Source organism: Mesorhizobium sp. CA14, from assembly GCF_020165195.1.
Classification (GTDB): domain Bacteria; phylum Pseudomonadota; class Alphaproteobacteria; order Rhizobiales; family Rhizobiaceae; genus Mesorhizobium.
Genome location: NZ_JAIUHR010000006.1, coordinates 192125 through 212674 on the forward strand (window position 1 = coordinate 192125; position 20550 = coordinate 212674).

20 protein-coding genes are annotated in these 20550 nt (G+C 64.8%); 15 read left to right on the top strand and 5 right to left on the bottom strand.

Annotation, left to right across the window (positions count from 1 at the left end; all coding sequences use genetic code 11):
* Positions 1–5 precede the first annotated feature (5 nt).
* Positions 6–1037: a hydroxyacid dehydrogenase gene (locus LB565_RS10160; RefSeq protein WP_224583454.1), complete on the bottom strand. Its 1032-nt coding sequence runs from the start codon at positions 1035–1037 to the stop codon at positions 6–8.
* A gap of 146 nt (positions 1038–1183) precedes the next feature.
* Between LB565_RS10160 and LB565_RS10165 the strand changes: the two genes are divergently transcribed.
* The 6 genes from LB565_RS10165 to pcaD all read left to right on the top strand — a co-directional run bounded on the left by LB565_RS10165 (position 1184) and on the right by pcaD (position 6944).
* Positions 1184–2260 carry a LacI family DNA-binding transcriptional regulator gene (locus LB565_RS10165; protein ID WP_224583456.1) on the top strand — a complete coding sequence of 359 codons (1077 nt, stop codon included), beginning with the start codon at positions 1184–1186 and terminating at the stop codon, positions 2258–2260.
* Between the two features lie 61 nt (positions 2261–2321).
* Complete coding sequence (locus LB565_RS10170) at positions 2322–3311, top strand: substrate-binding domain-containing protein (RefSeq protein WP_224583458.1); 990 nt, start codon at positions 2322–2324, stop codon at positions 3309–3311.
* Between the two features lie 127 nt (positions 3312–3438).
* Positions 3439–4425 (top strand): ABC transporter permease, encoded by a 987-nt coding sequence (locus LB565_RS10175; RefSeq protein WP_224583460.1) that lies wholly within the window; start codon positions 3439–3441, stop codon positions 4423–4425.
* The gene (locus LB565_RS10180; RefSeq protein WP_224583462.1) at positions 4422–5198 is read left to right on the top strand and encodes an ATP-binding cassette domain-containing protein; all 777 of its coding nucleotides are present in this window, start codon (positions 4422–4424) and stop codon (positions 5196–5198) included. Before LB565_RS10175 ends, LB565_RS10180 begins: the two co-directional genes overlap by 4 nt.
* 1 nt (position 5199) lies before the next feature.
* Complete coding sequence (locus LB565_RS10185; protein WP_224583464.1) at positions 5200–6054, top strand: sugar phosphate isomerase/epimerase family protein; 855 nt, start codon at positions 5200–5202, stop codon at positions 6052–6054.
* 92 nt (positions 6055–6146) lie between these two features.
* Complete coding sequence (gene pcaD, locus LB565_RS10190) at positions 6147–6944, top strand: 3-oxoadipate enol-lactonase (RefSeq protein WP_224583465.1); 798 nt, start codon at positions 6147–6149, stop codon at positions 6942–6944.
* A 43-nt stretch (positions 6945–6987) separates the two neighbouring features.
* Here the strand turns inward: pcaD and pcaF are convergent, their stop codons facing one another.
* Genes pcaF through LB565_RS10205 form a run of 3 tightly spaced genes read right to left on the bottom strand, consistent with a single transcriptional unit; the run spans position 6988 to position 9851 of the window.
* Positions 6988–8193: a 3-oxoadipyl-CoA thiolase gene (gene pcaF, locus LB565_RS10195; protein ID WP_224583468.1), complete on the bottom strand. Its 1206-nt coding sequence runs from the start codon at positions 8191–8193 to the stop codon at positions 6988–6990.
* Positions 8194–8997, bottom strand: a complete 804-nt coding sequence (locus tag LB565_RS10200; protein WP_224583470.1) for a CoA-transferase subunit beta — start codon at positions 8995–8997, stop codon at positions 8194–8196. It abuts the gene before it with no gap.
* Positions 8994–9851 (bottom strand): CoA transferase subunit A, encoded by an 858-nt coding sequence (locus LB565_RS10205; protein ID WP_224583472.1) that lies wholly within the window; start codon positions 9849–9851, stop codon positions 8994–8996. Before LB565_RS10205 ends, LB565_RS10200 begins: the two co-directional genes overlap by 4 nt.
* A 101-nt stretch (positions 9852–9952) precedes the next feature.
* On the opposite strand from LB565_RS10205, the gene LB565_RS10210 reads away from it, so the two are divergent.
* From LB565_RS10210 to LB565_RS10245, 8 genes are all read left to right on the top strand, one after another.
* A complete protein-coding gene (locus tag LB565_RS10210; protein WP_224583475.1) occupies positions 9953–10723 on the top strand; it encodes an IclR family transcriptional regulator C-terminal domain-containing protein in 771 nt (256 codons plus the stop codon).
* A gap of 148 nt (positions 10724–10871) precedes the next feature.
* Complete coding sequence (locus LB565_RS10215; protein WP_224583476.1) at positions 10872–11597, top strand: GntR family transcriptional regulator; 726 nt, start codon at positions 10872–10874, stop codon at positions 11595–11597.
* 2 nt (positions 11598–11599) lie between these two features.
* Complete coding sequence (locus LB565_RS10220; protein ID WP_224583479.1) at positions 11600–12628, top strand: ADP-ribosylglycohydrolase family protein; 1029 nt, start codon at positions 11600–11602, stop codon at positions 12626–12628.
* Positions 12628–13602 (top strand): PfkB family carbohydrate kinase, encoded by a 975-nt coding sequence (locus LB565_RS10225; RefSeq protein WP_224583481.1) that lies wholly within the window; start codon positions 12628–12630, stop codon positions 13600–13602. The genes LB565_RS10220 and LB565_RS10225 overlap by 1 nt, the downstream gene beginning before the upstream one ends.
* 39 nt (positions 13603–13641) lie before the next feature.
* Positions 13642–14706 carry an ABC transporter substrate-binding protein gene (locus LB565_RS10230; RefSeq protein WP_224583483.1) on the top strand — a complete coding sequence of 355 codons (1065 nt, stop codon included), beginning with the start codon at positions 13642–13644 and terminating at the stop codon, positions 14704–14706.
* Positions 14707–14734: 28 nt separating this feature from the next.
* Entirely contained in the window at positions 14735–15604 is an 870-nt protein-coding gene (locus tag LB565_RS10235) for an ABC transporter permease (RefSeq protein ID WP_224583485.1), read from the top strand.
* A complete protein-coding gene (locus LB565_RS10240) occupies positions 15604–16392 on the top strand; it encodes an ABC transporter permease (protein WP_224583487.1) in 789 nt (262 codons plus the stop codon). Before LB565_RS10235 ends, LB565_RS10240 begins: the two co-directional genes overlap by 1 nt.
* Complete coding sequence (locus tag LB565_RS10245; protein WP_224583489.1) at positions 16392–17456, top strand: ABC transporter ATP-binding protein; 1065 nt, start codon at positions 16392–16394, stop codon at positions 17454–17456. The genes LB565_RS10240 and LB565_RS10245 overlap by 1 nt, the downstream gene beginning before the upstream one ends.
* Positions 17457–17474: 18 nt before the next feature.
* On the opposite strand, the gene LB565_RS10250 is transcribed toward LB565_RS10245, so the two are convergent.
* On the bottom strand, positions 17475–18503 hold the full coding sequence (locus LB565_RS10250) for a LacI family DNA-binding transcriptional regulator (RefSeq protein ID WP_224583491.1): 1029 nt from the start codon (positions 18501–18503) through the stop codon (positions 17475–17477).
* Positions 18504–18855: 352 nt separating this feature from the next.
* Here LB565_RS10250 and LB565_RS10255 point away from each other — a divergent pair, with 352 nt between their 5' ends.
* Entirely contained in the window at positions 18856–20469 is a 1614-nt protein-coding gene (locus LB565_RS10255) for an extracellular solute-binding protein (protein ID WP_224583493.1), read from the top strand.
* Positions 20470–20550: the final 81 nt, after the last annotated feature.

Here is a 20550-nt window from a genome sequence, read left to right on the forward strand (position 1 = left end):
TCGAACTAATTCCTGTCGACTGGCTTGGAGCGCATCCGCGACACTGTCTCGCGTTCGGCGCGCTTGGAGCGCAGCGGCGGCAGGCCGCGGTCGATGAGGTCCATGTCCTCTAACACCATGTCGCCCATGCGCTTGAAGGCGATGTCGAGCGCGCCGGCGCGATGCGCCGAACGCAGGAAGCCGGGGAGGGCGCGGACGGGATGGTTCTTGGCCAGCGGCTCCTCCGGGAAGACGTCGCTTGCGGCGACGATGTGGCCGCTCTTCACCGCTTGCATCAACGCCGGGAAATCGACGACGCCGGCACGGCTGAGCAGGATGAAGGCCGCGCCCTTGCGCATCCTGGCAAAGGCATCGGCACCCAGAAAGCCCTGGTTCTCGCTGGTGACCGAAGCGACGACGAAGACGAAATCGCTTTGCGACAGCACCTCGTCGAGCGAGGCCGGCTCGACGCCATTGTCGACCAGGATCGACGGCGGCAGCCACGGATCATAGACCTTGATGCGGGTGCGAAAACCGGTCAGCAGGCGGTTGAGCGCGCGGCCGAGATCGCCGAAGCCGATGATGCCCACATCGGCGCCGGAGAGAAGCCGCGCGGTCTGGTTGCCGTCGCCGCCCCACAATTCCTTGCCCTGCCGGAAGGCGAGGTCGGCGTCGACGATGTTGCGCGCGAGGTTCAGCGCCATGGCGAGGCCAAGCTCCGCCACCGGTTCGGCAAAAACCAGCCCGGTGGTGACGACATGGATGCCGCGCGCGAACAGCGTCTCATAGGGCATGTTGTTGAGGAGATTGGTCTCGACGTTGAAGATGCAGCGCAGCGCCGTCATTTTTTGCAGCGTTTCCGAGTCGATGGGCGGCTGGCCAACGATGTAGCGCGCTTCGGCCAGCACATCCGGCGGCAACTTTGCGACGCCTTCCGGCGTTGTCTCGACGATGCGATATTTTTTGCGAAACAGCGCCAGTTGCGGCGGCGTGAAGATCAGGTCGAGCGTGCGCGGTTCGGGTGCGCTGATCACCAGCGGCAAGGTGTTGTCGGACATGTTTTCCTCCCGGGACACGATTGGATCGCGTCAATCGCATCTTTCCAGTCTTACTCCCGGTGAAACGATTTACAAGGACGAAAAATCGATTTATCGATTGGAATGGCGAGGTGGCTAATCGGCTGCCTGCCCTCGGGAGGAAGTCAATGGCGCAACAGGAAGCCCGGCAAAGGCGTCCGTCGATCCACGACGTGGCAAGCCATGCCGGCGTGTCCGCGGCCACCGTCTCCAAGGTGCTGGCCGGCGTCACCACGGTGAAGCCTGAAAACGCGCAGCGCGTCTTCGATGCCGTCGAACGCCTGGGCTACCGCGTCGATCCGCTGGCTTCCGACATGCGCAGGGCCAAGCGCCGCATCATCGGCGCCATCATGCCGGAATTCGAAAGCGAATTCTTCGGTTCGATGGTCACCGAGCTGGAAGGCCTTGCCGAGCAGCGCGGCTATACGCTGGTCGCGGCATCGAGCCGTGAATCGGAGACGCGCGAGAAGGAGATCCTCGCCCGCATGCATGACTGGCGCGTTGCCGGCGTGGTGCTGGCGCCGGTGCGCAACGAGCACGGGCCGGCCGCTGCCTTCATGAAAGCCCACGGCATGACCGGCGTGCTGATCGACCGCGTCTTGTCCGACGACGCCTTCGACACGGTCTCGGCCGACAGCGCCGCCGCCAGCGCCGAAGTGGCGCGGATGCTGATCGGCAATGGGCACAGCCATATACTGGTCATCGGCCTTGCCGAGCAGGCGGCGACGGTGCGGGCGCGCCTGGAAGGTTTTCGCAGCCAGGCGCTGACGCTCAACCCGTCGGTACGCATCGACGTCATCACGTCGGAAGTCAGCGTCGAGCCGCTGCGATCCTCGCTGCGCGATTATTTCGGGCGCGGCGAGAGGCCGACCGCCGTCTATTCGCTGCTTTTGAAGGGCACGCTCGTTGCGCTGTCGGAATTCCGCCGCCGCGGCTGGCACTGCCCGGACGATATCGCGCTGGTCGGCTTCGACGACGCCGAATGGATGCAGGTGACATGGCCGGCGATCGCGGCCGTGGTGCAGCCGGTGCGCCAGATCGCCAGCGAAGCGATGAACCTTTTGTTTCGCAGGGTCGAGGGTGATGCGGGACCACCCACGGCGCGGCTCGAGCCCTGCCAGGTGTTGATGCGGGAATCCGTTGGCTCGCCAGGCAGCGGTCCGCATTCCGGGGGAGGAGATCGACAACAGCCCCCATTGTCGTGAGCGGAAGCATGCGCCGGCCCTGGCCGCGGCGTCCGGCGCCAAAGATCGAACGGAGGATCGAATGATATCGCATTTCCTGAAGATAAATCGATTTACACTTGCCGTGGGCGTCGCGCTTGCGTTTTGCGCCGTCGGCGCCGCCAGGGCCGAGGACGGCGAATATGGCGTGCTGATGAAGACGCTGGCCAACCCGTTCTGGGGCGCGATGGCGCAGGGCGTCGCGGACGGCGCCAAGGAAGCCGGGGTGAAATATTTCCAGCAGGCAGCCGAGAGCGACCAAGCGGCCGAGCCGCAGCTCAACCTTTGCAACACGATGCTCGAGCGCAAGCCGGTGGCGATGATCACCGCCGCGATCAACTCGACCAATCTTCTGCCCTGCCTGAAGTCGGCGCAGGAGGCCGGCATCAAGATCGTCGATCTCGACAACAATCTCGACCAGGCGGTGCTCGACAAGGAAGGCGTCAAGGTGACCTTCCATATCGGCTCCGACAACATCGCCGCCGGCGCGCAGGGTGCGGAGTACCTCGCCAACAAGCTCGGCAAGGACGCCAAGGGTCCGGTGCTGGTGATCGAAGGCCTCTCCGGCAACATCACCGGCGAGAAGCGCGCCAAAGGCTTTGCCGACAAGCTGAAGGAACTGGCGCCCGGCCTTGAAATCGTCGCCTCGCTGCCGGGCGACTGGGATCGCGGCAGGGCCGCCTCGATCGCCACCGACACGCTGACCGCGCATCCCGATCTCGTCGCCATCTTCTGCGCCAATGACGGCATGGCGCTTGGTGCGGTGGAGTCGGTCTATGCGGCGGGCAAGGGTTCGCAGGTGACGATCATCGGCGTCGACGGCAATGTCGATGCGGTGAAGTCGATCAAGGAAGGCCGCCTTAACGCCTCTGTCGCGCAGCTTCCCTATCTCGTGGGCAAGCAGGCGGTGGAGAACGTCAAGAAGGCACTCGGCGGCGAGAAGGTACCGGAAAGCATTGCCGTGCCTACACTGGTGCTGACCAAGGATGTGCTCGACGCCGGCAAGGAGCCGATGCTGCAATATGTGAAGTAAGTAGGCAGTAGGCAGTAGGCAGTAGGGGAGACACGCGGGTTCGCACCGCTCGGATCGCTCTTATATTTCTCTACTGCCTAAGCCCTACTGCCTACTGTCTTACCGCCCTCTCTGAAGGTGCAAAGACATGGCTTCTGAACAGCCCGGCTTCTGGGCTCGGGTGCAGCGCGCATCCGTCGAAAGGCTCCACATCCGGCTGGAGTCGCTGGTGGTGCTTCTGGCGCTGAGCACGGCGATGGCGCTCCTGTCGCCCTATTTCCTGTCGCTCAGCAATTTCCTCAACATCCTTTTGGCCACCTCGACGATCGGGGTGCTGGCGATCGCCGCCACCTTCGTCATCGGCTCGGGCGGGCTCGACCTGTCGCTCGGCTCCGTGATGGGGCTGGCCGGCGTCGCGGGCGCCTTCGTCGCCGTCAATCTCGGCTGGCCGTCGGTGTTGGCGGTGATCGCCTGCATTCTGGCCGGCGCGATCGCCGGCTACATCAACGGCCAACTGGTCACCCGCGCGTTCGTGCCTGCCTTCATTGTCACGCTCGGCATGCTAGGCCTGGCGCGCGGGCTGGCGCTGGTCATCTCGAAGGGCAGGGCGATCTACGGCCTGCCGCCCGAGATCGTCTATATCGGTCAGGGCAGGCCCTTCGGTGTCCCTATGCCGGTGATCATCTTCGTGCTCACCGCGATCGTCGCGCATGCGGTGCTCGCCTACACGCGCTTCGGCCGACACACGCTGGCGCTGGGGGATAGTGAAGGTGCTGCCCGCGCGGCCGGCATCCGTGTCGAGCATCACCGCCGCATCATCTATACGCTGTCGGGCGCGCTTGCCGGGCTCGCCGGCCTGCTCTTCACCGCCCGCGTCAATGCCGGCGATCCTACGGCCGGCATCAACTACGAGCTTACCGCGATCACGGCGGCGATCATCGGCGGCACCAACCTGTTCGGCGGCCGCGCCTCGATCCTCGGCACGATGATCGGCGCGCTGATCATGGGCGTCTTGCAGAACGGACTGACGCTGCTTGCCGTGCAATCCTATTACCAGCAGATGGCGATCGGCGCAGTGCTGATCCTCGCCGTCTTCATCGACCAGTACCAGGTGCGGAAGGAGTCGCGCGTATGACCCTGCTTTCGCTTCGCGGCATCCGCAAGAGTTTTGGCGCGGTGGACGTGCTGCATGGCGTCGACCTTTCTGTCGCAGCCGGCGAGGTGGTCGGGCTGGTCGGCGACAATGGCGCCGGCAAGTCGACGCTGATGAAGACCATCACCGGCATCTACCGGGCTGACACCGGATCGATCGAATTCGACGGCAAGGACATACTGGCGCTGGATCCCGGCCAGCGCCGCCGTCTCGGCATCGAGATGATCTACCAGGATCTTTCTCTCGCCAAACAGCAGGATGTGGCGTCGAATATCTTCCTCGGACGCGAACCGACGAAAAAGTTGCTCGGCCTAGTCCCGGGCTTCGTCGACAAAAGCGAGATGGATCGTCAGGCGTCAAAGATGATCGAGCGGTTGGGCGCGCATTTGCCGTCAATAAACCGATCGGTCGGTTCGTTCTCCGGCGGCCAACAGCAGACGGTGGCGATCGCGCGTGCGCTTACCTTCAATCCAAAACTCGTCATCATGGATGAGCCGACTGCGGCGCTCGCCGTGCGCGAGGTGCAGAGCGTGCTCGACCTCATCCGGCGGCTGAAATCGGAAGGCATCGCCGTCATCCTGATCTCGCACCGGCTGAACGACGTGCTGTCGGTCACCGACCGCATCGTCGTGCTGCGCCACGGCAGGGCGGATGCCGATCTCGTCACCGCCAACACCAACATGAACGAAGTCGTCAGCCGCATCGTCGGCGGCGGAGATACGGCCGCAGCGGCGGCGCATGAGCAACGAGGCTGACATGAACACCTTCGGACTGCACACTTTCGCCATCGCGCCTGTCTGGGATCTCGCCCGCATAGAGCCGCAGATGGACCGGCTGAAGGAGCTCGGCATCGGCCTGATGGAGATCCCGCTGCTTCGCCCCGAGGAGATCGACACCAAGCGCACGCGGGGCTTCGCCAATCACTACGGCGTCCAGCTTATCCCCTCGCTCGGCCTGCCGCGCGCGCTCGACGTGGTCGAGCGGCCGGACGAGGCGCTCGACTTCCTGCAGCCGGCCTTCAAAGTCTGCAACGAGGTCGGTGCGGAAGCGCTCGGCGGCGTCACCTATGGCACCATCGGCAAGACCACCGGCCGGGCGCCGACGCAAAGGGAGATCGACGGCATGTGCCGCTTCCTCGAACGGGCGGCGAAGGTGGCGAAGTCGCGCAGCCTCAAGCTCGGCATCGAGCCCTGCAACCGCTACGAGACGCATTTGATCAACCGCGGCATCGACGCTGCGCGCATCATCGAGCGCGTCGGCGCCGACAACATCTTCATCCATCTCGACACCTACCATATGCATATCGAGGAAGAGAGTTTTGCTTCCGGCTTCGAGGCGGCGGCGCCCTATCTCGGCTATGTGCATGTGTCGGAAGCCAATCGCGGCGTGCCGGGGCGCGGCATGCTCAACTGGGCGGCCTGCATGAAGGCGATCGCCGACATCGGCTACGAAGGCGCGATCACGCTCGAAAGCATGAACCATGTCGATGTCGATATCGCCGGGGGGCTCGCCGTGTGGCGGCCGGTGGCGGAGGATCCCCGCGACGTCATCGAGGTCGGCCTGCCGTTCCTGCGCGAGGAGGCGAAGAAGGCCGGGCTGACGCTCGGATAGAATCGAGTGCGGTTAAGAGCGACCGAAGCCTGGACGGCGCTATTTGCCGAACCAGATACCTCGTGCAATGTGGCTTCGGAGGATCGAAAATCGTGCCATTCGTCAGCATCGGCGGCGTCGCGCTGCACCACCGCTACATAGAAGCGAAGGGCACTTCGCGTCCGATCATCTTCATCAATTCGCTGGGCACCGACTTCCGCATCTGGGACGACGTCATCGCGCGGCTTACCGGCGAAATGCCGATGCTCGTCTATGACAAACGCGGCCACGGGCTTTCGGATATCGGAAGCGGTGTTCGCTCGATCGACGTTCACGTCGATGATTTGAGCGGGCTTATAGATCACTTCGGTTTCGATAAGGTGGTGCTCTACGGCCTGTCGGTTGGCGGCATGGTCGCGCAAGGGCTCTGTGCCCGGCGGCCCGAGCTCGTCGATGCGTTGATCCTGGGCGACACCGCGCACAAGATCGGCACCGCCGAGAGCTGGAACAGCCGCATCGCAACCGTTGAGCGCGACGGCATCGAGGCGATCGCCGCCGCCGTGCTCAAGGGGTGGTTCACGCCGCATTTCCATGCCACGCGCGCCGCGGATCTTGCCGGCTGCCGCAATATGCTGACCAGGCAGGCGGTGCCGGGTTATATCGGCACCTGCATGGCGGTGCGCGATGCCGATTTCACCGAGAGCGCCCGGCGCATCGCGGTGCCGACGCTCTGCCTCGTCGGCGACCAGGACGGCTCGACGCCGCCGGAGCTGGTCCGCTCCCTGGCCGACCTGATCCCCGGCGCACGCTTTGAAGTGATCCGCAATGCGGGACACATCCCGTGCATCGAGCAGCCCGAAGCGCTGACCGCTCTTATCCGAGGCTTCGTCGCCTCGCTTGATGGTCGGTGAGATTAGACACCGTTCAGGACAGGGCCATAACCGCGCCGGGTACTCAAACCCGCTCCAGCGCGATGGCGATGCCCTGGCCGACGCCGATGCACATGGTGGCCAAAGCGAGCTTACCGCCGCGCTCGCGCAGTTCGAGCGCTGCCGTGCCTGCAATGCGCGCGCCCGACATGCCGAGCGGATGACCAAGCGCGATGGCGCCGCCATTCGGATTGACGTGCGCAGCGTCCTCGGCGATGCCGAGCTGGCGCAGCACGGCGATGCCTTGGGAGGCGAAGGCTTCGTTCAATTCGACGACGTCGAACTGTTCGGGCGTTAGGCCGAGGCGGGCGCAAAGCTTCTTCGTGGCTGGCGCCGGACCAATGCCCATGATGCGCGGCGCGACGCCTGCGACGGCACCGCCGAGGATACGGGCGATCGGCGTCAGCCCATGCTTCTTCGCCGCCGCTTCGGACACGATGATGAGGGCGGCCGCGCCGTCATTGACGCCCGAGGCGTTGCCGGCCGTCACCGTGCCGCCTTGGCGGAACGGAGTCGGCAGTTTGGCCAGCACCTCGATGGTGGTACCCGCGCGGGGGTGTTCGTCCTTCGCGACGACGATCGGATCGCCTTTCTTCTGCGCGATCGTCACCGGCGTGATCTCCTTCGCCAGCCGGCCATTTTCTTGCGCGGCGACCGCCTTGTCCTGGCTGCGGACCGCGAAGGCGTCCTGGTCGGCTCTGCTGACGGAAAAATCCTCGGCGACGTTCTCGCCGGTCTCCGGCATCGAATCGACGCCATACTGCTTCTTCATCAGCGGGTTGACGAAGCGCCAGCCGATGGTGGTGTCGTAGATCTCGGCATTGCGCGAGAAGGCGGTGTCGGCCTTCGGCATGACGAAGGGCGCTCGGCTCATCGATTCCACGCCGCCGGCGATCATCAGCTCGGCCTCGCCTGATTTGATGGCGCGCGCAGCGATAGTGACGGCGTCCATGCCAGAGCCGCACAAGCGGTTGACGGTCGACCCCGGAATGTCCTGGGGCAAGCCGGCAAGCAGCAGCGCCATGCGCGCAACGTTGCGGTTGTCCTCGCCGGCCTGGTTGGCGCAGCCATAGACGACGTCATCGACCGCCGCCCAGTCGAGGCCCTTGTTGTGCTCGACGAGCACTCTCAACGGGATGGCGCCGAGATCGTCGGCGCGAACGGAAGACAACGCGCCGCCGAAGCGACCGATGGGCGTGCGGATGTAGTCGCAGATGAAGGCTTCGGCCATTTATGCAGCTTTCCCTTTAGCGGTCCTTTGATGCGCAGCCCTGGTGCGGGCTTGCAGGTCGCGCAATGTCTTCAATTCGAGTTCCGTCGGCGCCGGCGTCTCGTCAAGAGCCTCCGCGAACTTGACTGTCCAGCCACAGGTCTCCTGCACCTGCTCGCGCGTGACGCCGGGATGCAGCGACACCACTGTGAATTCTTTGGTCACAGGGTCCGGCTCCCAGATGGCGAGATCGGTGATCAAAAGCGTCGGCCCGGCGGTATCGATGCCGAGGCGCTTGCGATGATCGCCGCCTTCGCCATGGCCGAAGGAGGTGAAGAAGTCGATTGTCTCCACCATGCCGCGCTTCGACTGGGCCACGGTGATGTAGACTTGCTTTGACGAGGTGGCGATCTCCGGCGCGCCGCCGCCGCCGGGCAGGCGGGTCCTGGGATGCGCATAGTCGCCGATGACCGTGGTGTTGATGTTGCCGAATTTGTCGAGCTGGGCGGCGCCCAGGAAGCCGATCGAGATGCGGCCACCCTGCAGCCAGTAGCGGAACATCTCCGGCACCGCGACGGTGGTGACGGCGGTGTCGCACAATTCGCCGTCGCCGATCGACAGCGGCAGAACGTCGGGCGCGGTGCCGATGGTGCCGCTCTCATAGATCAGCGTGATGTCGGGCGCATGGGTCAGCCGCGCGACATTGCAGGCGGCCGATGGCGCGCCGATGCCGACGAAGCAGACATCGTCGCTTTTCAGCGCGCGGCTGGCGGCGATCGTCATCATCTCGTTCGGGGTGAAGCCCAGATTGTCCGCGTCGCTCATGCGGCTTTCCTCAGATGCTCGACCCGGCCGGCAAAGTCGTCCGCGCTGCTCTCGATGACGTTCTTCTGCATCCACGCCTGGAAGCGGTCGCGATCGGCGGCGATCTCGTCCCATTCGAGATAGGCGGCGTTGTCCCGCTCGTAATAGCCATGCGTATAGGAGGGATGCGAGCCGCCCGGCACGACGGAAATCGCCGCGATCGTCCAGCTCGGCAGCACGGTGAGATTGGGGTGGAGGTCGTCGAAATTGTCGACCACTTCCTCGACCGTAACCACTGCGCGCTTTGCGGCAAGAACGGCCTCCTTCTGGATGCCGATGATGCCCTCGACCAGCACGTTGCCCTTCCGGTCCGCCTTCTGCGCGTGGATGAAGGTGACGTCGGGCCTTATCGCCGGAACGGCGGCCAGCACCTCGCCGGTGAAGGGGCAGGTGACGGATTTGATGTTGGGGTTGACCGCGGCAAGGCCGGCGCCGAGATAGCCGCGAAACACCGCGCAGGGCAGGCCGGCGGCGCCCGCTTCATAAGCGTTGGCCATGCCGGCATGGCTGTGTTCCTCGACCTCGATCGATCGCGGAAAACCGTTCTCGATGGCGTCGCGGGCGCGCCTGAGCAGGCCGACACCGGGGTTGCCGAGATAGGAGAAGACGACCTTCCTCGCCATGCCCATGCCGATCATCTGGTCGTAGATCAGGTCGGGCGTCATGCGGATCAGCGTCAGGTCGCGAAAGCCCTGGCGGATCGCCTCATGCGCGGCGGCAGTGGGGATCAGATGGGTGAAGCCCTCGAAGACGACCGTATCGCCGTCATGCAGGTTTTCCGTCACCGCCTCTTTCAGCGGCAGGAACTTGACCATCTCCAGGCCTCACGAAAAGTTCGCGTTGCGAACATATGTTTTATATGAGATATTTCTAGCTCCAACCTTTGCGTAGTGTCAACGCCAGCCTGGAGAAGTGAGTGGAAGAGGAAGCCATTTCCCGCGACCATGTCGGCTCGTTGGAACGCGGCCTGGCGGTGATGGAAATCCTCGCACGCCATCCGGCCGGCATGACGCTGACCGAGATGGCCGAGGAGGCGGATCTCACCCGCGCGGGCGCCCGCCGCTTTCTGCTGACATTGGTCGCCACGGGCTATGCGACGCAGTCCGGCCGGCTGTTTTCGCTGTCGCCGCGTCTTTTGACGGTCGCGCGGACCTGGCTCGGCGGCGTATCGCTCTGGACATTCGCAGCGCCGATCATGCGCGAGGTGGCTGGCAAATTCGACGAGGCCTGCAACGCGGCGGTGCTATCGGGTGAGGACGTCGTCTATGTCGCGCGCATTCCCGGGCGGCGGATCTTGAGCGTGGCGCTCGATGTCGGCACGAGACTGCCGGCCTACTGCACCTCGATGGGGCGGGTGCTGCTTTCGGGGCTGTCGGCGGACGAGTTGCAGGCCTTCCTGACGCAAGCGACCCTCGAGCGGCGCACGCCGAAGACGATCACCGGCCGCGCCGCGCTCGGGAAGGCCATTGACAAGGCAAGGGCCGAGGGCTTCGCCATCGTCGACGAGGAACTGGAGCTCGGCCTGCGCTCCATCGCGGTGCCGATCGTCGACCGCGCCGGCCGCACCGTCGCCGCCATCAACGTCTCGACGCAGTCGGCGCGTTTCTCGGTCAAGGCGATGCAGCGCGACATCCTGCCGGCGCTGCGGCAGGCCAAGCAGCGCATCGAGGAGTTCTTCTTCGTCTGAACGGCGCGGCTCCGATCCAGCCGGTTGATGCAGGCAGGTTCATTCCGCCCCAACCCTCCATTCTTGAATCGTGATGAAGCTTCGTTGACGGGGGAATTCCAATCCGATATTGAACAGGATTATACAGGTTCATTGAACAGGTATCGATATGGCTCGTCGCGCGACGCAGATCACTCCCGGCACGGGCAAGCCCGAGCAGATCGCGACGGTTCTGGAGCATGAGATACGCTCCGGCCTGCTCGGCTTCGGCGACCGCCTGCAGAGCGAAAACGAGCTCGTCCAGCGCTTCTCCGTCAGCCGCAATACGGTCCGCAAGGGGCTCGAGGAACTGTCGAGCCGCGGGCTGATCACGACCAAGGTCGGCATCGGCTCATTCGTCACCTTCGACGGCATGCCGGTCGACGACGCGATCGGCTGGTCGCGCGCGCTTGCCAATGCGGGCGCCAATGCCGAGACCCGCACATTGCGGCTTGAGATCATCGAGGACGCCGAACTGGCGGCCAGGCTCGGCGTCGAGAGCCCGTCGTTCATCGCCGTCGATCGGGCCCGCACCAATGCCGACGATGGCCATGCCATCTCGATCGAGCGCAGCCGGCTGCCGCTGTCGCCGGAGTTGGAAGACATACCGCTGCGCGGCCTGCGCGAAGGTTCGCTGCACCAGACGCTGCGCGGGGCAGGGCTCGTTCCCGATCACGGCGAGGAATGGGTCGATATCGAGATGCTGAGCGCCGCCGACGCGGCGATCCTCGCCTGCGCGCCCGGCACGCCGTTCCTGCGCACACGCCGCCTGACGCGCGCCGCCGACGGACGCGCCATCGAATTCGTCACGAGCCTGCTCAACCCGGCGCATTTCGCGCTGCACCTGGAGTTCTGAGCATGGCGGCCGACCCGATGGACCGGGCTATGGGCGCGCTGATCGGCGGGGCGCTGGGCGATGCGCTGGGCATGCCGACGCAGCTTCTGTCGCCGGCCCGCATCGCCGAATTCTACGGCCATGTCGAGGAGTTCGTCGCGCCTGCCGCCGATCACCCGGTGTCGAAAGGGCTGCCCGCCGGCGCGATCACCGACGATACCGAACAGGCGCTCCTGCTTGGCCGCATCCTCGTCGAATCCGGCGAGCGTTTCGATCATGCGCGCTGGGTCAACGCGCTGCTCGACTGGGAGCGCGAGGTCAAGGCGCGCGGCAGCTACGACCTGCTTGGACCATCGACCAAGCGCGCTATCGATGCCATCAACGGCGGCGTGCCCGCGGAGGAGGCCGGCCGCGGCGGCGACACCAATGGCGCTGCGATGCGCATCGCGCCGGTCGGCATCATGATGCCGCCGGAGCCGCTCGACGCTCTGGTTTCCAAGGTGGCGGAAACCTGCCGGGCCACGCACAACACCTCGATCGCCATTGCATCGGCTGCCGCTGTCGCCGCCGCGGTCAGCCTCGGCGTCTCGGGCGGCGACTGGCGTGGCGCTTCCGACCATGCGGTCGCCGCCGCAAGGCTAGGTGCTGCGCTCGGCCATTGGGTTACCGGCGGCGACATCGCCGCGCGCATCGTCTGGGCGCAGGAGCTTGTCCGCGGCAAGGCGGAGAAGGAAGCCATCAAGCTGATCGTCGATCTGGTCGGCACCGGCGTCGCCAGCCAGGAATCGGTGCCGGCGGCCTTCGCCGTGCTGGAGGTCGCGCAAGGCGATGCGTGGCGGGCAGCCGTCATCGGCGCCAATCTCGGTGGCGACACCGACACGATCGGTGCGATTGCCGCCGGCATGGCCGGTGCCTGCGCCGGCCTGTCGAAGCTGCCGCAGGATCGCATCGCCCAACTGCATGGCATCGACATCGCGCAGGTTCGCGGGCTGGCTGGCGACCTGGTCGCCGCACGCGGCTCCAAGACCGGCGCAGGCAAGGAGGTTGCCTGATGAGCGGGCGGCTCGTCCATGTCGGCAGCGCCGTGGTCGACTATGTCTACCGCATCGATGCCTTGCCGGCGGCCGGCACGGAAAAGACCGCGTCGGCTTACGCGCGGGTCGCCGGCGGCGGCTTCAACATGATGGTGGCGGCAAGCCGCACCGGCATGAAGGTGGTGTTCGGCGGCCAGCTCGGCACCGGGCCGGACGGAGACTTCCTGCGCAAAGCCTTCGCGGCCGAAGGCATCGAGACGCTGACGCCGCCATCGCCTTCGATGGACAGCGGCAATTGCGTCGCCATGATCAGCGGCGACGCCGAACGCACCTTCGTCTCCTGGCCGGGCGCCGAGAGCCGGCTCACACCGGACATGATGAAACTGGTCCAAGTCATTCCGGGTGATTGGGTTTTCACCTCCGGCTACACGCTGAGCTATGCTGGCAGTCGCGACGCGCTTGCCGATTGGATCGAAGCGCTGCCGGCTGACATTCCTTTCGTCTTCGATCCGACACCGGTGATCGCCGACATTCCACGGCCGATCCTGGACAGGGTTCTGGCGCGTACGACCTGGCTGAGCTGCAACACCAATGAGGCCGCCGAGATTGCCGGCGCCGGCGATGCCCAGACCGTCGCGATCCGATTGCTCGCCGAACATTGCCCCAGGGCCGAAGGCGTCGTCATCCGCGCCGGCGCGCATGGCTGTCTCGTGCGCATGGCCGATGGCGGCACCCGCGCGGTGCCGGGTTTCGACGTGGTAGCCGTCGATACCAATGGGGCCGGCGACACGCATATCGGCGCATTCGTCAGTGGCCTTTCGCGCGGCATGGGCGCTTGCGAGGCGGCACGCTATGCCAATGCGGCCGCCGCACTTTCGGTCACCCGCCATGGCGGGTCTTCGGCACCGACCGACATGGAAATCCAGGAGTTCCTGACTGAGCGCGGCGAAGCGACGACCGCGCTCGGCCGGGCGGAAGCGACTGCAACTTAACAAGCCCGTCAACCGGGCAAACAATGAGAGGAAAAGAACATGCGCATGCCCAGACTGACAGCTTTCCTGACGGCGACCGCCGTCTTGGTCTCAGCATTTACGCTTGGAGCACAGGCCGCCGAGGAAGTGCATGTGCTCAACTGGAAGGGCTATGGCGCCGACGAGCCCTGGGCGGTCGCCAATTTCGAGAAGGCGACCGGCTTCAAGGTGGTCAACGACTTCTTCAACTCCGAACAGGAGATGCTGACCAAGATCCGCACCAATCCCGGCCTCTACGACGTCGTCATGATCAACGCCGCCTTCAACGACCAGGCGATGGCCGGCAAGCTGATCCAGCCGATCGATGTCTCGAAGCTTTCCAACTATGCCGACATCGCCAAGGACAAGGCCAACTCGCCGATGCTCAATCATGACGGCAAGGTCTATGGCGTGCCGTGGGTGTGGGGCCTGACGGCTCTGGCGATCAACGACAAATCCTTCGACAAGCCGCCGACGAGCATCGCCGAGATGTGGAACCCGGCGCATAAGGGCCGCGTCATCATCCGCGACGACGCCGTCGAGGCGGTGCAGTTCGGCGCGATCGCGTCGGGGCAGGACATCAACGACATCAAGGATATGGACGCGGTCAAGGCGAAGCTCACCTCGTTGATGCCGCAGATCAAGACCTTCTGGGGTTCGGAGAACGACTGGAACCAGATGGTCGCCTCCAACCAGATCGACATCGGCACCTATTGGAGCGGCTCGGCCGACCGCGCCAAGACGCATTTCAAGCTGCCGGTCTCGCTGGTCATCCCGCAGGAGGGTGCCGTCGCCTGGCTCGACGCCTTCTCGATCCCGGTCGGTTCGAAGAACGTCGCCGGTGCGGAAGCCTTCATCAACTATATGATCGACCCGAAATTCTACGTCGAATGGGTCACAAAGGTCGGCGCGCCGGTTTCGGCCAACACCAAGGCGGTCGACGCGCTGCCCGAGGACGCCTTCAACCGCAAGGTCATGGGCAGCCCGGATGTCGCCAAGCGCATCCAGTTCCAGGCGCCGATCACCGACGCGCAGCGCGAGAAATACCTGGCGCTGTGGCAGGAGCTGAAGGTCAACGTGAAATAATCACGTCTTTCGGGGAGGAGAGGCAAAGATGGCTGACCAGCTTGCGATTGGTTCGCGCCGCGGGCTCAAGCCGGCCCTGCCGCTTCTCCTTCCCGCCTATCTATGGCTGACGGTGGCCATCTTCCTGCCGCTGTCGGCCATGGTGTTCTTCTCCTTGATGACCGACCTGCCGGTGGCCGGAAAGGAATGGTCGTTCACGCTCGGCAATTACGCCGCCTTCTTCTCGCAGAGCCTCTATTCGACGCTGTTGCTTTCATCGCTGCGGCTCGGGCTCGAAGTGACGCTGTGGTGCGTCGTCATCGGCTACCCGGCGGCCTATGTGCTGGCCAAGGTGCTGAAAGGGCGCAGCCGCGAGGCGATCTTCCTGCTCGTCATCCTGCCCTTCTGGTCGAACGGGCTGGTGCGCATCTTTTCCTGGGCGATGGTGCTGCGCGAAGGCGGCATCCTCGATACGGCGCTCAACGCCGTGCTGCCGTTCAAGATCAACATTGATCTCATGTATTCCTACCCTGCCGTCATCATCGGCCTGGTGCACTCCTATGTGCCCTATATGGTGCTGACCTGTTACCTCACGCTGCAGGCCATCGACGACTCGCTGATCGAGGCCGGCCGCTCGCTTGGCGCATCGCGGCGGCAGGTGCTGTGGCGGGTGATCATCCCGCTGTCGATGCCGGGACTGATCGCGGGTGCCGCGCTGATCTTCGTGCCGGTGGTCGGCTCCTTCATGGAGCCGCGCATCCTCGGCGGGCGAACCGGCACTTTCTACGGTACCGTCATCGAGGACCAGTTCGTCTCCGTCTTCAACTGGCCGCTGGGCGCGGCACTCTCCTTTATCCTGCTCGCCGTCGTGCTGATCATCCTGGCACTGGCGGCGCCTGTCCTGCGGAGGGCTGCGTGATGGCGACGACGCGCATCCTCGAATGGCTCGGGCGCTTCTACATCGTGCTTTTGCTCGGCTTCCTCTATCTGCCGATCATCATCATGGCGGCGATGTCCTTCAACGCTTCGCCCTTCTACCAATTGCCGTTCGAGTGGACGACAGACTGGTACGCCTCGCTCTCGCAGAACGACCAGCTGATAGCCGCGACCTGGAACAGCATCGAGATCGCAATCATCACCACTTTGATCTCGACGGTGCTGGGCTCGATGGCCTCGCTGGCGCTCTACCGTTACGACTTCCGCGGCAAGAAAGTCCTGCAGGCGCTGCTCTTCCCGCCGATCGCCATTCCGTGGCTGATCACCGGCACGGCAATGCTGATCTTCTTCTTCGGCGTCGGCATCGGCCGCGGGCTCATTGCTATCCTGCTCGGCCATGTCGCGCTGGCGCTGCCTTATGTGATCGTCGTCGTCTCGGCCCGGCTGCAGACCTTCGCGCCAGAGCTGGAGGAGGCGGCGCGCTCGCTCGGCGCCAACCAGTGGCAGGTGACCATGCGGGTGACATTGCCCTGGATCACACCCGGGGTGATCGCCGGCGGGCTGTTCGCCTTCGCCGTCTCGTTCGACCAGTTCGTGGTCTCGTATTTCCTGTCGACGCCGGGACAGACGACATTGCCGGTCGAAATCTATGCCGCGATCCGCAAGGGTTTTACGCCCGAGATCAACGCGGTCTCGACGATCATCATTGTCGTGTCGATGGCGCTGATGCTGCTCACGGCGCGCTTCTTCAAATTTGGCGGAGAGAAATAATGGCAGGCGTCCAGGTCGCGAACGTCTCGCGCAGCTTCGGCGCGCACAAGGCGCTGGACAATGTCTCGATCGATTTCGCCGACGGCGGCTTCTATGCGCTGCTCGGACCGTCCGGCAGCGGCAAGACCACGCTGCTCCGCCAGATCGCCGGCTTCGACTTTCCCGACGCCGGCCGCATCGCCATAGGCGGCGAGAGCGTCGAGCGCGTGCCCGTCGAAAAGCGCCGCATCGGCATGGTGTTCCAGAATTATGCGCTGTTTCCCAATATGAGCGTCGCCGACAATGTTGCCTTCGGCCTTTCGGTGCGCGGCGAACCGAAGGTGACGATCGCCGCGGAAGTGCAGCGTGCGCTCGATCTCGTGCAGCTCGGCAAGCTCGGCGGGCGCAAGCCGCATCAGCTCTCCGGCGGCCAGCGCCAGCGCGTCGCGCTGGCGCGGGCCATCGTCACCAAGCCGCGCGTGCTCTTGCTCGACGAGCCGCTCGGCGCGCTGGACAAGGCGTTGCGCGTCGACATGCAGATCGAGCTGAAGCGCATCCAGCGCGAGATCGGCATCACCACCATCTTCGTCACGCACGACCAGGAAGAGGCGCTGACGATGAGCGACCGCATCGGCATATTGCGCGACGGCAGGCTGGTGCAGGAAGGGCCGCCGGAGGAGATCTACGACAGGCCGCAAAGCGAATTCGCCGCGACCTTCCTCGGCGACGCCAATATCTTTCGCGGCGATGCGACCGGCTCAGGGATCAAGCTGCCCGACGGCACCACGATCGCGGCTTCGACAGGCGCAGCGGTGCCGGCCGGCGCCAAGGCGAGCTGCGCGGTTCGGCCCGAGCGTATCCGGATTTCGCCCGGCGCGGCAAAGCCCGATCCAGCCAATGCCAACACGCTCACGGGGCAGGTCTCGAAACGCATCTTCGCCGGCAACAACAGCACCTATTTCGTCGACCGCGACGGCCAGACGCTGAAGGTGATCGTCCAGAACACCGGCGCCGAGCGCCTGGCCGAAGGCCAGCCCGTCGTGCTCAGCTGGTCGCCGGACAGCACGGTGCTGATCGCGGCCTGAGATTGGCGAGCCCCGCGGTCAAATCTCCGGGATGCTCTCGCGGAAAATCACCTGCAGCCGCGGCTGGTGGAGCTCGTAGGGCAATCCTCTGACGGAGTGCGACAGGATGTTGAGCGCCTCCCTGGCCTCGACCCGGGGGTTCTGGTCGATGACCGCGTCGAGCGTGCCGTCGAGCAAGAGCTCCTTCGTGCCGTCGGTCACCTCATGGCCGAGGAAGATGATCTCCTTCGCGCGTCCGCGCTCCTTCAGCGCGCGGGCGATGCCGGTGTTGCCGGCGCCGACATTGTAGATCGCGGCGAGGTCGGGGTGGCGCTCCAGCAAAGCGGAGGCCTCCGAATAGGCCTTTTCGCGGTCGTCGAGCATTTCACGCATCTCGACGATTTCGAGGTTGGGCGATTCCTCGGCGAGGATGTGGCGGAAACCCATCTCGCGTTCCTCATGGCCGCGATAGGCGAGCGAGCCTGCGAACAGCGCGACCTTGCCCGGGCGGCCGGCGCCCATGAAGCGGTTGAGCAGATAGCCGGCCAACCGGCCGGCGGCGCGGTTGTCGATGCCGATATAGGCAACCCTCGGCACGTGCAGGATGTCGGAAGCGATGGTGACGACCTTGATGTCGCTCGCCGACAGCGAGCGGATCGCCTCGCGCACCGTCGGATGGTCGAGCGCGATGACGCCGACGCCTTGCGTCTGGCCGTGCAGGTCCTGCAGCAGGCGGGCGAGCCGGTCGGGGTTGAAGCCTTCGATGGTCGTCACGCGGACGTCGAGATCGGGCCGCGCCAATGCCTGCGCCTCGATGTGCCGGTGCAGCAGTTTGATGAAGGAGTTGGTGCCGGCCGGCAGTGCGAAGTCGAGCCTTATCGTCTGCCCCGGCACGGCTCGCTGCGGCGCGCCGTTCGGCGTTTCGGCGATGTAGCCCAGGCGCTGCGCCATCTCGATGACGATCTCGCGCGTACGCGCCCGCACGCCCGGCCGGTTGTTGAGCACGCGGTCGACCGTGGCCGGAGAAACACCGGCTTCCCGGGCTATGTCTGTCAGGGTTGACCGCACGTCGAGCACCTCATCGCAAGCATCAAAATCACACAGCTTCCACTCAGTTCCGGAAAACGCCTCAGCAGCGACCGCGATTCTGATGTGAAATGATGTAACCGCCCTTGGCTTGCGCGCAAGCCGGCGCGGTACATAAGGCGGCGAAGGCCCGGCCAATCCGGTCGGATCGAGGCGAAAGCCCCTCAAATCCAAGCAATGGGTGCGACGTGATGGGTTCGACGGATGGCATTCTTTCCCTCATTTGCAATCTTATGACGTATTTTGAGTATTTATGATGTTGACAGGCTTCATGCACTGCCGTCAATATCCCTCACGCGGGCCATGGAGGAACAGGCCCCGAGGGAGGAATTCGATGTCTCAATTGATCCGCATGTCGCGGCGCCGCTTGTTGGCGTCCGGGGGAAAGGCGGCGATGTTCGTCGCCGCGACCGGTATTGCACCGCAGTTCATTCGTCCCGGCCGCGCCTTCGCGGCGGACGCGCTGGCGCCCGGCATGATCGGCGGGCCGACCGGCTTCGACGGCGCCGAGCGCTACCAATACGGTCCCGACACGCCGGAAGGCCGCGCCATCGAGGCGGCCAAGGCACTGAAGGCGGCCGGCAAGGCGCCGGCGAAAATCGTGCTTGGTCTGTCGGACGGCTCGATCGGCCAGTTGACCAAGCCTTTCCCGGCCGGCGCGCCGTCAATCAAGGATCTGTGGGAAAAGGAAACCGGAATCGCGATCGAGATCGTCGGCCTGCCGAACGGCCAGGAATTCACCAAAACGATGCAGGACATCTCCACCAAGGGTGGGGCCTACGACATCTATTCGACCGAGTGGAACCGCCTTGGCGATCTCGCCGAAACCGGCGGCATCGCCAAGCTCGACGACTTCGTCGCCAAGCACAAGCCGGAATGGGATGATCCGAAGCAGGGCTACGTCAACGGCGCCAAGGGCGTGTCGCTGCTCAACCAGTATCGCGGCTCGACCTATGGCGTGTCGCTGGACGGCGACTTCCAGACCTGGGTCTATCGCACGGATCTGTTTGGCGACGCCGCCGAGCAGAAGGCCTTCAAGGACAAATACGGCTACGACCTCGCTCCGCCGAAGACCTGGAAGCAGCACAGCGACGTCGCGGCCTTCTTCCAGCGGCCGGACAAAGGCCTGTTCGGCTCCACCGACCTGCGCAACCAGGGCTGGGGCTACACCAACTGGTACCAGCGCTATGTCTCGATGGCCTCGCCCAACCAGTTCCTGTTCGGCGACGACGGCAAGCCGCTGATCAATTCCGAGCAAGGCATCGCCGCCACCAAGGAATATGTGGAGTCGCTGGCGCATCATTCGCCGGATGCGATCTCGTGGGGCTGGCCGGAGCAGTATGGCAACTTCGCCAAGGGCGGCGCGGCGATGACCTGCGCGTTCTCCAACCTGCCGAAATTCCTCGACAATGCCGGCAACAAGGATTCCGCCGTCACTGGCAAGATCGGCTCCATGCTGCCGCCGGGACGCGAGATCGACGGCAAGCTGATCAGCCGCTCGGTGCTGTGGTTCTCGCTGACCGGCATGGTGTCGTCGCAGTCGAAGAATCCGGAGGCCGCCTACCTTCTGCTGCAGTGGCTGGGTTCTGCCCGGATCTATGCGTGGATGAGCGCCAATCCCGGCGGTTATCTCGATCCGTTCCGGCTCTCGGACTTCTCCGATCCGCTGGTCCGCCAGACCTATCACGCCTACCACATGGACGTGGTGCGCGAGACGGTGGCGCGCACGGTGCCGACCATCAACTATCCGGGCGCCACCGCCTTCCATAACGCGCTCGACGAGAACCTCGTGGCCTCGCTGACCAAGGCCAAGACGCCGGAGCAGGCGATGGCCGACACCGAACGCGAGTGGAAGAAGATCGCGCGCCGCATCGGCGAGGACAAGCTCCTCGAAGCCATCAAGACCAACAAGGAGGCCTGGCCCACGGTTCTCGATCCGATCAGCTGATCCGCCTCCCTGGATCAGAGCCGGAGGGGAGGGGCGTCAGCTCTTCCCCTCCTTCCTTAACGCCACCAGCAAAGCAGCCAC

Bases quoted from the DNA above. Each gene is read 5' to 3' on its own strand.
- LB565_RS10160 (WP_224583454.1), bottom strand. From the start codon at position 1,037: ATGTCCGACAACACCTTGCCGCTGGTGATCAGCGCACCCGAACCGCGC.
- LB565_RS10165 (WP_224583456.1), top strand. From the start codon at position 1,184: ATGGCGCAACAGGAAGCCCGGCAAAGGCGTCCGTCGATCCACGACGTG.
- LB565_RS10170 (WP_224583458.1), top strand. From the start codon at position 2,322: ATGATATCGCATTTCCTGAAGATAAATCGATTTACACTTGCCGTGGGC.
- LB565_RS10175 (WP_224583460.1), top strand. From the start codon at position 3,439: ATGGCTTCTGAACAGCCCGGCTTCTGGGCTCGGGTGCAGCGCGCATCC.
- LB565_RS10180 (WP_224583462.1), top strand. From the start codon at position 4,422: ATGACCCTGCTTTCGCTTCGCGGCATCCGCAAGAGTTTTGGCGCGGTG.
- LB565_RS10185 (WP_224583464.1), top strand. From the start codon at position 5,200: ATGAACACCTTCGGACTGCACACTTTCGCCATCGCGCCTGTCTGGGAT.
- pcaF (WP_224583468.1), bottom strand. From the start codon at position 8,193: ATGGCCGAAGCCTTCATCTGCGACTACATCCGCACGCCCATCGGTCGC.
- LB565_RS10200 (WP_224583470.1), bottom strand. From the start codon at position 8,997: ATGAGCGACGCGGACAATCTGGGCTTCACCCCGAACGAGATGATGACG.
- LB565_RS10205 (WP_224583472.1), bottom strand. From the start codon at position 9,851: ATGGTCAAGTTCCTGCCGCTGAAAGAGGCGGTGACGGAAAACCTGCAT.
- LB565_RS10215 (WP_224583476.1), top strand. From the start codon at position 10,872: ATGGCTCGTCGCGCGACGCAGATCACTCCCGGCACGGGCAAGCCCGAG.
- LB565_RS10220 (WP_224583479.1), top strand. From the start codon at position 11,600: ATGGCGGCCGACCCGATGGACCGGGCTATGGGCGCGCTGATCGGCGGG.
- LB565_RS10225 (WP_224583481.1), top strand. From the start codon at position 12,628: ATGAGCGGGCGGCTCGTCCATGTCGGCAGCGCCGTGGTCGACTATGTC.
- LB565_RS10230 (WP_224583483.1), top strand. From the start codon at position 13,642: ATGCGCATGCCCAGACTGACAGCTTTCCTGACGGCGACCGCCGTCTTG.
- LB565_RS10235 (WP_224583485.1), top strand. From the start codon at position 14,735: ATGGCTGACCAGCTTGCGATTGGTTCGCGCCGCGGGCTCAAGCCGGCC.
- LB565_RS10240 (WP_224583487.1), top strand. From the start codon at position 15,604: ATGGCGACGACGCGCATCCTCGAATGGCTCGGGCGCTTCTACATCGTG.
- LB565_RS10245 (WP_224583489.1), top strand. From the start codon at position 16,392: ATGGCAGGCGTCCAGGTCGCGAACGTCTCGCGCAGCTTCGGCGCGCAC.
- LB565_RS10255 (WP_224583493.1), top strand. From the start codon at position 18,856: ATGTCTCAATTGATCCGCATGTCGCGGCGCCGCTTGTTGGCGTCCGGG.